Source organism: Saccharothrix sp. HUAS TT1, from assembly GCF_040744945.1.
Classification (GTDB): Bacteria; Actinomycetota; Actinomycetes; order Mycobacteriales; family Pseudonocardiaceae; genus Actinosynnema.
The window spans coordinates 3,068,998-3,082,256 of record NZ_CP160453.1 but is presented as its reverse complement, the minus strand read 5'-3'; the positions used below and the strand labels follow the sequence as shown (position 1 = coordinate 3,082,256).

At 73.3% G+C, this 13,259-nt stretch carries 15 protein-coding genes; 4 read left to right on the top strand and 11 right to left on the bottom strand.

Annotated features, from left to right (window positions below; translation table 11 throughout):
• Positions 1-201: 201 nt before the first annotated feature.
• From AB0F89_RS15330 to AB0F89_RS15305, 6 genes are all read right to left on the bottom strand, one after another.
• Positions 202-585: a DUF3040 domain-containing protein gene (locus tag AB0F89_RS15330; protein WP_158843046.1), complete on the bottom strand. Its 384-nt coding sequence runs from the start codon at positions 583-585 to the stop codon at positions 202-204.
• A 1,296-nt stretch (positions 586-1,881) separates the two neighbouring features.
• A complete protein-coding gene (locus AB0F89_RS15325) occupies positions 1,882-2,835 on the bottom strand; it encodes a hypothetical protein (RefSeq protein WP_367136677.1) in 954 nt (317 codons plus the stop codon).
• Positions 2,836-3,008: 173 nt separating this feature from the next.
• Positions 3,009-3,266: a hypothetical protein gene (locus AB0F89_RS15320; protein WP_367136675.1), complete on the bottom strand. Its 258-nt coding sequence runs from the start codon at positions 3,264-3,266 to the stop codon at positions 3,009-3,011.
• A gap of 84 nt (positions 3,267-3,350) precedes the next feature.
• On the bottom strand, positions 3,351-3,992 hold the full coding sequence (locus AB0F89_RS15315; RefSeq protein WP_367136673.1) for a Crp/Fnr family transcriptional regulator: 642 nt from the start codon (positions 3,990-3,992) through the stop codon (positions 3,351-3,353).
• A gap of 109 nt (positions 3,993-4,101) precedes the next feature.
• Complete coding sequence (locus tag AB0F89_RS15310) at positions 4,102-5,385, bottom strand: DNA polymerase IV (RefSeq protein WP_367136671.1); 1,284 nt, start codon at positions 5,383-5,385, stop codon at positions 4,102-4,104.
• Between the two features lie 38 nt (positions 5,386-5,423).
• A complete protein-coding gene (locus AB0F89_RS15305; protein WP_367136669.1) occupies positions 5,424-5,627 on the bottom strand; it encodes a hypothetical protein in 204 nt (67 codons plus the stop codon).
• A gap of 62 nt (positions 5,628-5,689) precedes the next feature.
• Between AB0F89_RS15305 and AB0F89_RS15300 the strand changes: the two genes are divergently transcribed.
• Positions 5,690-6,064, top strand: a complete 375-nt coding sequence (locus tag AB0F89_RS15300) for a hypothetical protein (protein ID WP_367136667.1) — start codon at positions 5,690-5,692, stop codon at positions 6,062-6,064.
• Positions 6,065-6,076: 12 nt separating this feature from the next.
• Here AB0F89_RS15300 and shbA read toward each other — a convergent pair whose 3' ends face one another.
• From shbA to AB0F89_RS15285, 3 genes are all read right to left on the bottom strand, one after another.
• A complete protein-coding gene (gene shbA, locus AB0F89_RS15295) occupies positions 6,077-6,688 on the bottom strand; it encodes an RNA polymerase sigma factor ShbA (protein WP_367138876.1) in 612 nt (203 codons plus the stop codon).
• Between the two features lie 212 nt (positions 6,689-6,900).
• Positions 6,901-7,485 carry a sigma-70 family RNA polymerase sigma factor gene (locus tag AB0F89_RS15290; protein WP_367136665.1) on the bottom strand — a complete coding sequence of 195 codons (585 nt, stop codon included), beginning with the start codon at positions 7,483-7,485 and terminating at the stop codon, positions 6,901-6,903.
• An 81-nt stretch (positions 7,486-7,566) separates the two neighbouring features.
• A complete protein-coding gene (locus AB0F89_RS15285; RefSeq protein ID WP_367136663.1) occupies positions 7,567-8,289 on the bottom strand; it encodes a class I SAM-dependent methyltransferase in 723 nt (240 codons plus the stop codon).
• Positions 8,290-8,323: 34 nt separating this feature from the next.
• On the opposite strand from AB0F89_RS15285, the gene AB0F89_RS15280 reads away from it, so the two are divergent.
• The 3 genes from AB0F89_RS15280 to AB0F89_RS15270 are packed head-to-tail and all read left to right on the top strand — an operon-like array spanning position 8,324 to position 11,021.
• Positions 8,324-9,160: a ParA family protein gene (locus AB0F89_RS15280; RefSeq protein ID WP_367136661.1), complete on the top strand. Its 837-nt coding sequence runs from the start codon at positions 8,324-8,326 to the stop codon at positions 9,158-9,160.
• 33 nt (positions 9,161-9,193) lie between these two features.
• Positions 9,194-9,988: a DNA-formamidopyrimidine glycosylase family protein gene (locus AB0F89_RS15275; protein ID WP_367136659.1), complete on the top strand. Its 795-nt coding sequence runs from the start codon at positions 9,194-9,196 to the stop codon at positions 9,986-9,988.
• 10 nt (positions 9,989-9,998) lie between these two features.
• Positions 9,999-11,021 carry a quinone-dependent dihydroorotate dehydrogenase gene (locus tag AB0F89_RS15270; RefSeq protein ID WP_367136657.1) on the top strand — a complete coding sequence of 341 codons (1,023 nt, stop codon included), beginning with the start codon at positions 9,999-10,001 and terminating at the stop codon, positions 11,019-11,021.
• Here the strand turns inward: AB0F89_RS15270 and AB0F89_RS15265 are convergent, their stop codons facing one another.
• Positions 11,022-12,266 carry a uracil-xanthine permease family protein gene (locus AB0F89_RS15265; protein WP_367136655.1) on the bottom strand — a complete coding sequence of 415 codons (1,245 nt, stop codon included), beginning with the start codon at positions 12,264-12,266 and terminating at the stop codon, positions 11,022-11,024.
• Positions 12,267-12,479: 213 nt separating this feature from the next.
• Entirely contained in the window at positions 12,480-13,259 is a 780-nt protein-coding gene (locus tag AB0F89_RS15260) for a hypothetical protein (RefSeq protein ID WP_367136653.1), read from the bottom strand.

Here is a 13,259-nt window from a genome sequence, read left to right as displayed (position 1 = left end):
CCCTCTTCACGTTCCCCTCGGTGTGACGCGGTTCCACTCCACCACGGTCCGGCGGCCCGCGACACGCACGACTGCGGTCAGGGGGTGGTCAAAGGCGAGGTCCAGGACGTGTCAGGGCATGCGCACGGCCCGCCCCGTGGTGCTGACCGGGGCGGGCCGTGTGCGTTGTCCTGCTCTTGATCGGTTGGGCTGTCGCGCGGACTACTCGTCCTCGAAACGGCGACGGAAACGTTCTTCCATCTTCTGAGAGAACGAGCTGCGGCTGGGCCGGCTTCCCTCTTCGCTGGGTTCCTCGGCACCCTGCTCACCACGACGCAACGTCGTCACGGTGAGCAGCACGCCGAAGAACATCAACAGGAAGCCGACCACGCTCACCACCGGGATACCAGCGAGCTTCGGCAACATCACACCTGTCACGAGCAGCGCGACACCCACGGCGAACAACGCGATGCCCTGGATGCGACGCCGTCGGGACGGCTTGCGCAGCTTGGCGCCGCGCACGGTGGATGCGAACTTCGGGTCCTCGGCGTAGAGCGCGCGCTCGATCTGGTCGAGCAGTCGCTGCTCGTGCTCGGAGAGTGGCATGGCTCCTCCTCCGGCACAGCGGTCGCGGGCGCCGGGTAATCACGGTTGCCGCCGGTCCCGGCGGACGCCCCGCCCTGGGGGCGTCACAACCAGGATACGATTCGGGAGGCTCCTCGACTACCCAGTCCGTGCTCCTAAGCGGTTCGTTCTGTCACCATCATCCTCACGGGTCAACGGTCAGACCACCGTGAGGTCGTGCGAGTCGACGGCAGGCCAACTGTCAAGGCCTGAGAAAGCCCCTTTGTTCACCCTGATGCGCGACCTGCGGCCGATTTCCCACCACCGGACCACAGTCCGGTAGGCCTTCCTCTCCCGAATCGCCGCCCCTTATCCCACGATCGAGACTGCTCAGTCACGCTCCGTGGCGGTAGGTGTGGGGCGACGATCGGAGCGATGGAGACCGAGGTCACAGCCGAATGCCGTTCACACGGCCGTGGGACGGGCCGATGGCGGCGGGGTACGGGACCACGAAGCCCGGCCTGTGACGGGGCGGTCGCGGCGGGCTCACCCCGGCTCCCCGGCGGGGTGTTGGCGGTGCGGGTCGGCCGGTCTCGCGGAGGGCCGAGTGATCAACGGTGTGCGCTTGCGACAGGGGTGGCTCCTTTCTCAGGACAAGACGGACCAGCCGGTGGATCGGTCGGCTGGTGGATCGGTCGGCGGGTCGGGCGGCCAGTGGGTCGGTCGGCGGGTCAGGCGGCCGGCGGGTCAGGTGGCCGGTCAGTAGGTTGGCGGGTCGGCCGGCGATCGGCCAGTGAGTCGACCGGTCGGTGAGTCGATGGGCCGGGCAGGCGCCCGGTCGGCAGGGTCGGTCGGCGAGGCGGACAGGCGGTCGGCCAGGCAGGCGGCTGGTCGGTCAGGTGAGGTCGGCCGGGCGGGCAGGTGGGAGGGCGGGCAGGCGGGCAGGCGGGCAGGCGGGCAGGGCGACAGGCTGCAGGGCGGTTGGGCAGGCGGCCGGGTGGTGGGTAGGCGATCAGGTGGTCAGGCGGCGGCAGAGTGGTCGGGCCGACAGGCGGGCGGCGGGGTGAGCGGGCGGCGGGCGAGCGGCAGGTGGGCGAGCGGTTGGGCACGGCTGGGCGGACCAGCGGCAGGGCGGGCGACCGAGCAGGCAGGCGGGCGGTGGGGTGGTCCAGCGGCAGGCTGGGCGAGCGAGTGGGCGGGCGGGCAGTGGGGCGGACCAGCGGCAGGCTGGGCGAGCGAGTGGGCGGGCGGGCAGTGGGGCGGACCAGCGGCAGGCTGGGCGGGCAAGCGAGCCGGCGGACGGTGGGGTGGGTGAGCGGGCGGTGGGTGGGTAGGTGGTCAGGGCCAGGTGGTTGGTAGGTGAGGGGTTCGTTGGGCAGGTAGGTAGGCCAGCGAGTGCGCGGTGATGGCGGGCTTGGGGCGGGTGGTGGCTTGGCAGGCGGCTTCCAGCAGGGCGTCGGCCACCGAGGTCGGGGAGCGGCGGAGGTCGGCCGGGGTGGTGTGCAGGACGGTGGCACCGGCAGCGGCCAAGGGGTCCGGGTGGGAGGTGGAGCCGGTGAACTGCCAGGCCAGCGCCAGGTCTTCCCACCAGGCGTCGGCGGTTCCCAGCGGGTCTCCCCTGCTCGACTTCAGGTGCGCCGACCAGGTCGCTGGCGGGAGGGGCAGGTCGTGCAGGATCGTCCGCGCCCACGCCTCCGGCACGGAGCGGACGCCGGCGGTCAGTTCGGCCAGGACCTGCCTGGCCGGTTCCGAGCCGCGCACCAGGCCCGGTTTCAGGTCGGCGACCTGCACGCCGCCCTGGCGCACGACCTCGGTCAGGACGGCGCGGATGTCGTCGCGGGTGCGCAGGGACCTGGCGGCGTCCACCGCCGCTCGGGCCAGCGGCACGGTCAGGAAGCCCCGGCGCAGCACCGGGTCGGGCAGGCAGCGGGTGCGGGTGATGCGGATTCGAGGAGTGGGCTCGACGGCGCGGTTGACCAGGACCTGCACCGGGCCGGTGGCGGGCAGTGCCCGCATCCCGTGCAGCTGGAGCGCGTCCAACCCGGTCAGCAGTGCTTCCGGACCGCTGTAGCGAAGGGCGGCGCGCACCAGTTGCGCGCGGCTCGGGGGTGTTCGGGACAGCAGCAGGATGCCGGGCAGGACGTGCTGCCACGGGCCGTTCGGGCGGCAGCGGGTGGCCAGGGTCTCGCCGGGCAGGCCCAGGGTCAGCAGTTCCGAGGCGGTGGCGACGCGCTGCGGGAAGATCCCGGCCAGGGCGTCCAGGTCGATGGTGGTGCGGGTCGCGGTGTGCATGGGTCCACGGTGGACCGGTTCGGGGCGGGGTGCGAGGAGCGGATCGGAAACTGTGGACAACTCGATTTTTGATGCATAACTACAAACACGGATGAGGGGCCTCCCGCAGACCCGACCTGTCTGCGGAAGGCCCCTGGAGAACGGCGGTCACCCCTCGTTGACCGCCGCGTGGTCTACAGGCGCACCAGCTCGTCGCGGATCTCGACGTCCAGCTCTCGGCGGACGGAGCGGACCTCGCGCCAGGCGTCGTACACCCCGAGCAGCCCGGCGGCGAGCACGAAGGCGATGGCGAGCGCGACCACGCCGTCGAAGTCGGCCTTGAAGACGATCACGACGGCCGCCCACAGCTGGACCGCGGTGAAGACGAGGGTGCACGCGAGGCGTTCGGTGAACTTCCGGCGGGACCTGGCCGGCTCCTCCATGTGGTTCATGACTCCCCCTCTGAACTCGGCTGATGCCTCATTTGTACGAGGCCGGCGCGCCGAGTTCTGCGTCAGATGACGCACTGGGGGAAATCAGTTGGTGAAGTCGTACAGCCTGGCGACCCGGTGGATCTCGATCTTCCGGCGCCCGGTGCTGATGATGCCCTCCTCGCGCAGCGCGCGCAGCACCCGCACGAGCGATTCCCGCGACGTGCCCGCGATCCCGGCGAGGTCTTCCTGGCTCAGCGCCATCGCGCCCTGGTCGGCGATCCCGCGTTGCAGCGCCATGTCGATGAGCACGGCGGCGACGCGCTGGGTCGCCGTGCCGCTGATCTGCACCCGCTGCCGGTCGGTGTCGCGCTGCCTGGCCACCACCACGAGCAGCACGGACCACGCGATGCGCGGGTACCGCTGGCACAGGCCCGCGAACGAGTCGGCGGACAGCACCAGCGCCTGGACGTCGCCCAGCGCGCACACCGTCGCCGAACGCGGCCGGCCGTCGACCGCCGAGCGCTCGCCGACGATGTCGCCCGCCCCGCGCACGGCCAGCACCTTCTCGCTGCCGTTGGCCGTGGTCGCGGTCACCCGCAGCAGACCGCGGCGCACCACCAGCACGTGCCGGGTGACCTCGCCCTCGTGCACGACGACCGAGCCGTTCGGGTAGTGGCGAACGACGCCCGCGGCGGTGAGCACGTCGTGCTCCGCCGGCGTGAGCAGACCCCAGAACCGATCCACGCCACCACTGTGCCCGGTGCTCGTCCCGCGACGGCCGGATCAGGCCCGCGACCACCCGAACGGCTCGATCACCGACCGGTCGCGACACCCGGGCGGGCCACCGGAGCGGTCACGGCTCCCGCTCGGGCTTCGGCTCCCGCAGCCCGGACCGGGTCGGCCCCTGGCCCAGCAGCGAGGCCGGGCGGATCGCCGCCGTGCCGAACCGGGACCGCGCCTGGTCGGCCGCCTGCTCCGCCTCGCGCCACCCGCGCTCCGGCGCGTCGAACATCAGCTGCTCCCCGCCGTCGCCCTCGACCAGCTGCTCCACCCGCACGCCGATCAGCCGCACCGCCCCCGGCGGCACCTGCTCGTCCAGCAGGGTCGACGCGGTCCGGTACACCTCCTGCGCCACGTCGGTCGCCACCCGCAGCGTCTTCGACCGGGTGATCGTGGTGAAGTCGGCGAACCTCACCTTGATCGACACCGTGCGCCCGCGCAGCCCGCGCGACCGCAGCGTCGCCGCCGAGCGCTCCGACAGCCGCAGCAGCTCCCGGCGCAGCAGCTCCCGGTCGAAGTGGTCGACCTCGAACGTCTCCTCCGCGCCGATCGACTTCTCCCGGGTGGACGGCACCACCGGCCGGTCGTCGTGCCCGCGCGCCAGCGCGTGCAGGTGCTCGGCCAGCGCCACGCCGATCAGCCGCCGCAGCCGCGGCAACGGCGTCGCCGCCACGTCGGCCACCGTCTCCAGTCCCACCTGGTCCAGGTGCTCGGCCGTCCGCTGACCGACGCCCCACAGCGCCGACACCGGCAGCGGGTGCAGGAACGACAGCACCTCGTCGCGCGGGACGACCATCATCCCGTCCGGCTTGCACATCCCGGACGCCAGCTTGGCCAGGAACTTCGTCGGCGCCAGGCCGACCGAGCAGGTGATGCCGTGCGCCTGCTCCACCTGCTCCCTGATCAGCTTCGCGACCTGCGCCGGGCTCAGCCGCAGCCGCTTCAGCGCGCCGCTCACGTCGAGGAACGCCTCGTCCAGGCTCAGCGGCTCGACCAGCGGGGTGATGTCGCGGAAGATCGACATCACCCCGCGCGAGACCTCCTGGTAGCGGGCGAAGTTCGGCGGGACGAACACCGCGTGCGGCGCGAGCCTGCGCGCGTGCGCGGTCGGCATGGCCGAGCGCACGCCGAACTCGCGGGCCAGGTAGTTGGCCGACGCGACCACGCCCCGGTGCGCCGTGCCGCCGACGACCACCGGTTTGTCGGCCAGCTCCGGCCGGTCGCGGATCTCGACCGACGCGTAGAAGGCGTCCATGTCCACGTGCAGCATCGTGCAGCCGGTGTCGTCCGGCCAGACGTCGCCGCGAGCGCGGAACCGCTCGACCAGGCCGCGCGGCAGGTTGGCGCTGCGGCCCACGGCCACCCCCGTCGTCTGTCGAACGCCCGTTCGAGATACTACGCCAAGCGGTAGGCCCGGTGCGCGTTCTCCCACCCGATCAGGTGAGTAATCCGCTCGGCGTCCGTCTGCGCGAGAGCATGCTCCCGCAGACCCGCCGACAGGAAGTCGGACAGCGCCCGGCGGAAGAACAGCGCGCCCAGGTAGTACAGCTCGGACAGCGCGAACGCGTCGGTGGAGAACAGGAACTTCCCGAACGGCACGACCTCCGTCGGTCGCCGGCTGCCTGCGGCTGGCGCCGCGGAGCTGGGCGGGCGCGTTCGCGGTGTGGGGCCTGGAGAACCGGGAGGCGGCGCTGCGCCTGGTCGCGGGCCGCGACCAGGAGGTCAAGTGCTACGACCTGTGGGCGAACCCGTACCTGGTGGTGGCGACGACGATGGCGGCCGGCCTGGCCGGGATCGTGGACCGGGCGAAGCTGCCCGAGCCGGTCGGCGTCGACCCGGACTCGCTGCCCGGCGCCGAGCGGCTGCCGACGTGCCCGGAGGAGGCCGTGGCGGCGTTCGAGGCGGACGAGGTGCCGACCGAGGCGTTCGGCGCGGAGTTCGCCGCGACCACCGCCGACGTGCGGCGCGGCGAGGTCGCCCGGTTCGCCGACTGCTCACCGGAGGAGATCGCCGCGCTGACCCGCTGGCGGCGCTGAGGCGACACCGCCTCACGCGCCGTTCGCAACCCCGCCCATCGCCTTGCGCAGCCGGGCCAGTGCCCGGTGCTGCGCCACCCGCACCGCGCCGGGCGTCGAGCCGACCGACGCCGCGGTCTCCTCGGCGGACAGGCCGAGCACGACCCGCAGCACCAGGATCTCCCGCTGCCGCTCCGGCAGGACGTCGAGCAGCCTGCCCATCCGGTCGGACAGCTCGCCCTGCAGCGCCCGCAGCTCGGGGCCCGGCTCCGCGCCCGCGCTGTCCGGCAGCTCCGGCACGGACTCGGCCCGGTTGCGCGCCGCCGCGCGGTGCGCGTCGGCGACCTTGTGCGCCGCGATCCCGTACACGAACGCCATGAACGGCCGGCCCTGCTCGCGGTAGCTGGGCAGCGCCTTCAGCACGGCGAGGCAGACCTCCTGGGCCACGTCCTCCGCCGACGTCGACGACCGCTGCCCGCCACCGAGCCGGGCGCGGCAGTACTTCACCACCACCGGCCTGATCTTGGCCAGCAACGCCTCGACCGCACGCCGGTCACCCCGGACCGACGCCTCCACGTACGCCTCCGGTCCGCCCTCCACCCGTGCCGGTGAGGAGGACGGGACGTCCTCGCACGGCACAGCCATCACCGCCCTCCCCGCGTCACCGCGAAATCCCTGCACCGCTGCGAACCCGACCACCACTGCTGCTGCCATCGCGAGCTCCTCGGCGTCCGCGCGCTGGACGACCCTCGGGGGCACATGCGAACGCGACGCAGGTCCCACGCGGTGATGACGCCGGTCACAGAAAGTTACTCCGAACGGATGCGTTTGAACCCCGATCGGACTAATAAATATTGTTACTGGACGCGTTGAGTCACCACAGCGCGTTCGATTTCCTTCCGGAGCCGCGTCAGCGCCCGGTGCTGGGCCACCCGGACCGCGCCGGGCGTGGCGTCGACGGCGTCGGCGGTCTGGTCGGCCGAGAGCCCGACCACCACCCGCAGCAGCACGATCTCCCGCTGCCGGTCCGGCAGCAGCCGCAGCAGCTCGCCGATCTTGCGGGACAGCTCGACCCGCAGCGCGGACTGCTCCGGGCCCACCTGCTCGTCCGGGCCGTCGGGCACCTCGGGCACCGGCTCGGCCCGGTTGCGCAGCGCCGCGCGGTGCGCGTCGGCGACCTTGTGCGCGGCGATGCCGTACACGAACGCCAGGAACGGCCGACCGTGGTCGGAGTAGGTGGGCAGCGCGTTCAGCAGCGCCAGGCACACCTCCTGGGCCACGTCGTCGGCGGACGTGAACGACCGCTCCTGCCTGCCGACGCGGGCCCGGCAGTAGCGCACGACGAGCGGTCGGACGGTGGTCAGCAGCGACGAGACGGCCCGGCGGTCCCCGGCGACGGCCGCGCGCACCACCTCGTCCAGGTCGGGCGGCGGGCCGGCCATCAGCAGGCTCCGGCTAAGTGCGGGTCTCCCACGGCGATCGGTCCTCTGCGGTAGGCGGCGGATGACTCCGTTCTACCGCACTCAGGCGGGCTTTCGGCCCAACACGTGCAAGCGGGCGGCCACGTCGCGCAGCGGCGAACGGGTGGACGCGGCCAGCTCCAGCTCGGCCAGCGCCTCCGCCGCGCCGGGGCTCGACTCCAGCACCGAGCCCGGCACCAGGTCCGACACCACGCCGTGGCCCTGCACCAGCTCCACCTTCAGGCCCGCCGCCAGCGCCAGCGCCTCCAGCCCGGCCACGTCGAACCGGCGCAGCAGCGGGTCGCGGGCGCCGACCAGCTGACCGGCCTCGTCGTCCAGCAGCCGGCGCGCGTCGACCAGCCGACCGGCGATCGCCCGGTGCAGCACGGCCGCGTACCGGTTCGCCACCAGCAGTGACACCGCCCCGCCCGGGGTCGCGGCGGCGGCCAGCGCGGCCAGCGCGGCGACGGCGTCGTCCACGACCTCCAGCAGCCCGTGCCCGAGCACCAGGTCCGCCGAACCGTCCCGGTCCAGCGCGTCGGTGTCGCCCTGGACAGCGGTGATGCGGTCCAGCACGCCCTGGTCGGCGGCTCGGCGGTGCAGCGTCGCCAGCGCGTCGGGGCTCGGGTCGACCACGGTCACCGAGCACCCGGCCACGGCCAGCGGCACGGCCCACACACCGCTGCCGCCGCCGACGTCGAGGACGCGCGGCGGCTCACCGCCCCGGCGGTCCCGCGCGGCGGTCAGCTCGGCGTCGAGCACCCTTTGTACGGCGTCCGGTCGCATGGACGTAGAGCGTAAGGGCCGTAGGCTGCACTACGTGCATACGGTGGCGGTGCTCAGCCTCAAGGGTGGCGTTGGGAAGACGACGGTCGCGCTCGGTCTCGCGTCGGCGGCGCTGCGGCGCGGCGTCCGGACGCTGGTCATCGACCTCGATCCGCAGTGCAACGCCACCTCGACGCTGGAGCCGGGCGACACCGGGGCCAGCATCTACGACGTGCTCCAGGACCCGAGCGCGGACACGCTGGACAAGGCGATCGCGCCCAGCGCGTGGGGCGACGGCGTCGACGTGCTGGCCGGTTCGGAGGACGCCGAGTCGCTGAACCACCCCGACCCCGGCGAGACCAGGCTCGGCCGGCTGCGCGAGGCGCTGCGGCTGCTCCAGGACGACGAGGAGCCCTACCAGCTGGTGCTGCTGGACTGCCCGCCGTCGCTGGGCCAGCTGACCCGGTCGGCGCTGGTCGCGGCGGACCGGGCGCTGCTGGTGACCGAGCCGACGATGTTCGCGGTGGCGGGCGTGCAGCGGGCGTTCGAGGCGGTGCAGGCCGAGCGCGAGCACAACGAGGTCCTGCAGCCGCTGGGCGTGGTGGTGAACCGGGTGCGGCCGAGGTCGCACGAGCACCAGTTCCGGATCGACGAGCTGCGCGACATCTTCGGCCCGCTGGTGATGCCGGTGGCGCTGCCGGACCGGCTCGCGGTGCAGCAGGCGCAGGGCGCGTGCATGCCGATCCACGAATGGGGCACCCCTGGCGCGCGCGAGGTGGCGCTGGCGTTCAACCTGCTGCTGGCGCGGGTGCTGCGGATCAGCCGCAGCAGGCGTCGCGCGGTGCACCACGACTTCGACGACGAGGAGATCGAGGAGGCGGTGGAGGCGTGAGCGCGTTCGGCGGGAAGGTGGCGTCCGACACCGGTGCCCGAGGGTGACACGGTCTTCCTGGCCGGGCGGCGACTGGACGGAGCGCTGGCCGGCCACCGGCTGCTGCGCGGCGAACTGCGCCACCCGAGGCTGGCCACCGCCGACCTGAGCGGCCGGGACGTGCTGGCGGTGCGCTCGGTCGGCAAGCACCTGTTCACCCGGCTCTCCGGCGACCTGAGCCTGCACAGCCACTTCCGGATGGATGGCGCGTGGCACCTCTACCGGCCGGGCGAGCGCTGGCAGCGGCCAGGTCATCAGGTGCGGGCGCTGCTGGAGGTGCCCGACCGGGTCGCGGTCGGGTTCGCCCTGCACGACCTCGAACTGCTGCCGACCGACCAGGAGTCGCGGCTCGTCGGGCACCTGGGGCCGGACCTGCTCGGCGAGTGGGACGACGACCGCGCGGCCGAGGGCGCCGCGCGGCTCGCGGCGGACCCGGACCGCGAGCTGGGACTGGCCCTGCTGGACCAGCGGGTCGTGGCCGGTGTCGGCAACCTCTACAAGGCCGAGGTGTGCTTCCTGCTCGGCGTCTCGCCGTGGTCCCCGGTGTCGGCGGTCGACCCGGCGGAGGCGGTGCGGCTGTCGCGCAAGCTGCTGCTGGCCAACGCGTGGCGACCGGAGCAGATCACGACCGGTCTGGCGGGGCGCGGGCGGCAGCACTGGGTGTTCGAGCGGGGTGGCAAGCCGTGCCTGCGCTGCGGCACGAGGGTGCGCGTCGGCGGGCAGGGCGCGGGCGTGCTGGAGCGTCCCGCGTACTGGTGCCCGCGCTGTCAGCCAGGGCCGATCGCTTAGGGTTACCGCCGTGGTCTACAAGAGCGTGGTGCGCAAGGCGTTGTTCCGGATGCACGGCGGGGACGCGGAGCGGGTCCACGAGACCACGCTCGGCCTGCTGGCGGCGGTCAGCCCGGCGGCGAAGCTGGTGAAGCGCAAGCCGGCGGCCGGGCGCACGGTGTTCGGCGTGCGGTTCCCCAACCCGGTCGGGCTGGCCGCCGGGCTGGACAAGAACGGCCGGGCGCTGCCCGCGTGGGGCGCGCTCGGGTTCGGTTTCGTCGAGGTCGGCACGGTCACCCGGCACCCGCAGCCGGGCAACCCGAAGCCGCGCCTGTTCCGGCTGCGCGACAGCGAGGCGATCATCAACCGGATGGGCTTCAACAACGACGGCGCGCTGGAGCTGGCCAACCGGCTGGACCGCCTCGGCCCGCTGTCCGTGCCGCTCGGCATCAGCCTGGGCAAGTCCAAGGTCACACCGGTCGAGGACGCGGTGGAGGACTACCGGACATCCCTGCGGGCGCTCTACCGGCACGGCGACTACTTCGCGGTCAACATCAGCTCGCCCAACACGCCGGGCCTGCGCAGCCTCCAGGACCGGGGCGCGCTGACCGAGCTGCTGTCCGCGCTCAACGCCACCGCGCGCGACCTGGCCGGGTCGGAGCCGCGCAAGCCGATCCTGGTCAAGATCGCGCCCGACCTGACCGACACCGCCATCGCCGAACTGCTGGAGGTCTGCGCGGCGCACGAGGTCAGCGGCCTGATCGCGACCAACACCACGCTCGCGCGCGACGGGCTCGCACCGGCCGACCGGCGCCTGGCGCACGAGGCGGGCGGGTTGAGCGGCCGGCCGCTGACCGAGCGCGCCCGCGAGGTGGTGCGGTTCGTCAGCCGGCAGACCGACGGGAAGCTGCCGATCATCGGTGTCGGCGGCATCGCGGGCGCGGACGACGCCAAGCGGATGCTGGACGCGGGCGCGAGCCTGCTCCAGGTCTACACCGGGTTCATCTACGAGGGCCCCGGCCTGGTGCGGAGCATCACCCGGTCGCTCGGGTGATCAGACCCGGCGCGCGGCCCGCAGCCAGCGCAGCACCGGGTGCAGGATCACCACCAGCAGCGAGCCCCAGACCAGGCCGCCCAGCTCCATGTCGCCCAGCTCCAGCGTCAGGTCGCCCACCCCGGCGACCAGGGCCGCGCCGCCGACCAGCGCGTTGCCGGGGTTGGTCAGGTCGACCCGGTTGTCCATCCACACCCGCACGCCGACCAGGCTGATCAGGCCGAGCAGCACGAGGGTCGCGCCGCCGACCACGCCCGCCGGGATGGTCGAGAGCGCCGCGGTGGCCTTCGGCGAGAAGGCCATCAGCACCGCCGCCACCCCCGTCACCGCGTACGCGGCGGTGGAGAAGACCCTGGTCACGCCCATCACGCCGATGTTCTCGGAGTACGTGGTGGTGCCCGAACCGCCGCCCAGCCCGGCCAGGGCGGTGGACACGCCGTTGGCGATGACCGAGTCGCCGACGTTGCCGTCGAGGTTGCGGCCGGTCAGCGCGCCGATCGCCTTCACGTGGCCGACGCTCTCCGCGACCAGCACGATCACCACCGGCAGCACCAGCAGGGTGACCGTCGGCCGCAGCTCGGGCGCGTGGAACTCCGGCAGCCCGAACCAGGCGGCCCGGCCGACGGCGGCGGTGTCGACCAGCCCGAGGCCGAAGCCGAGCAGCCAGCCGGCGACCACGCCGACCAGCACCGAGAAGCGGAACGCCAGGCCGCGGCCCAGCACGCCGCACAGCAGGATGATGCCCATCGTCACCACGGCGGGCAGCGGCTGCTCGGCGAACGAGTCGGTGGCCCGGTGGGACAGGTTGAGCCCGATCAGCACGACCACCGCGCCGGTGACCACCGGCGGCATCACGGCCTCCAGCAGCCGCACGCCCAGCGCCTTCACCGCCACGCCGAGGATGATCACCAGCAGGCCGGCCGCGAGCACGCCGCCCAGCTGCGCGGCGATGCCCTCGTCGCGGGCGGCGGACAGCGGCGCGATGAACGCGAACGAGGCGCCGAGGTAGCTGGGCACGCGGTTGCGGGTGATCACCAGGAACAGCAGGGTGCCGACGCCGGAGAACAGCAGGGTGGTGCTGACCGGGAGGCCCGTGGTGGCGGGGACGAGGATCGTGGCGCCTGCCATCGCGACCAGGTGCTGGACGCCGAACCCGATGGTGCGCGGCCAGCTCAGCCGTTCCTCCGGCCCGATGGCGTCACCATCGGTGGGGCGGCCGTCGCCGCGCACGGTCCACAACGCCACTCAACGACCTCCCCGGCGACCAGGACGGACCACGCTGTCCGACTCAGGGATCCTGCCACGCCAAGTAGTGGCTGCGGCTATATAACGGTCTGATAATCACACGATTGCAGCAGCGTACGCCACCGCAGGCGCGAAGTTGGCCGTACTCCGCTACGCAACGTGACGCAGTAGTGGTTCGTGCAGATGGCCGTCCGGCTGTGAACGGGCGGCGCGTCAGCTCGACAGCTCGCGCAGCCCGGACGCCAGGCCCGCCAGGTGGTCGGTCGCGTCGACCAGCACCTGCCTGGGGTTGGACGCGGTGCTCTCGGCGAGCACCCGGCCGGCCGCGGCGACCAGGCCGCAGTAGCCGTCCACGCCCTCGTCCAGCTGGGCCCGCAGCCTGCGCACGCCCTCGACCAGCGGGGCGCGGTCCAGCGGCGGCGCGGTGTCGCGCGCCCGTTCCACGGCCTGGAGCTGGCGGGACACGGCCCGGATCGCGGACGACGCCTCGGCGCCGGTCGCGCGGGCCTGCTCGACCGAGTCGGTGGGGATGGACGTCAGCGCCGCCGAGTCGAGCTGGCGCAGCAGCTCCCGCAGCGTGTCCTCGGCCTCCTCCAGCCGCTCCACCGGCTGGCGCGCGGCCGAGGAGCGGGCGGGCAGCGGCTCGTGCACCGGCGCGACCGCCAGCTGCTTGCGGGCGGCGTCGATGCCCCGCATCTTCATGTTCGTGCGCACGGCCAGCACGGACGTCCCGGCGAACCCGAGGGCCGCGCCGATGCCGATGCCCGGTGCGAGCGCGCCCGCCAGCGTGAGCGTGCCGACCACCGCGAGCAGGGCCAGCACGATCAGCCAGAAGGTGAGCACGCGGCTCGACCGGCGGTAGCGCCGGTCGAGCTTCGCGCGTGGGTCGTTCCAGGCGGCGTACCGCCGTTTCACCTGGTCCGCGAGTTGCCCTTGGAGCTGGCCCCCGACGAGCTGGACGATCTCACCGGCTGCCTTCCGCCGGGGTTCCAT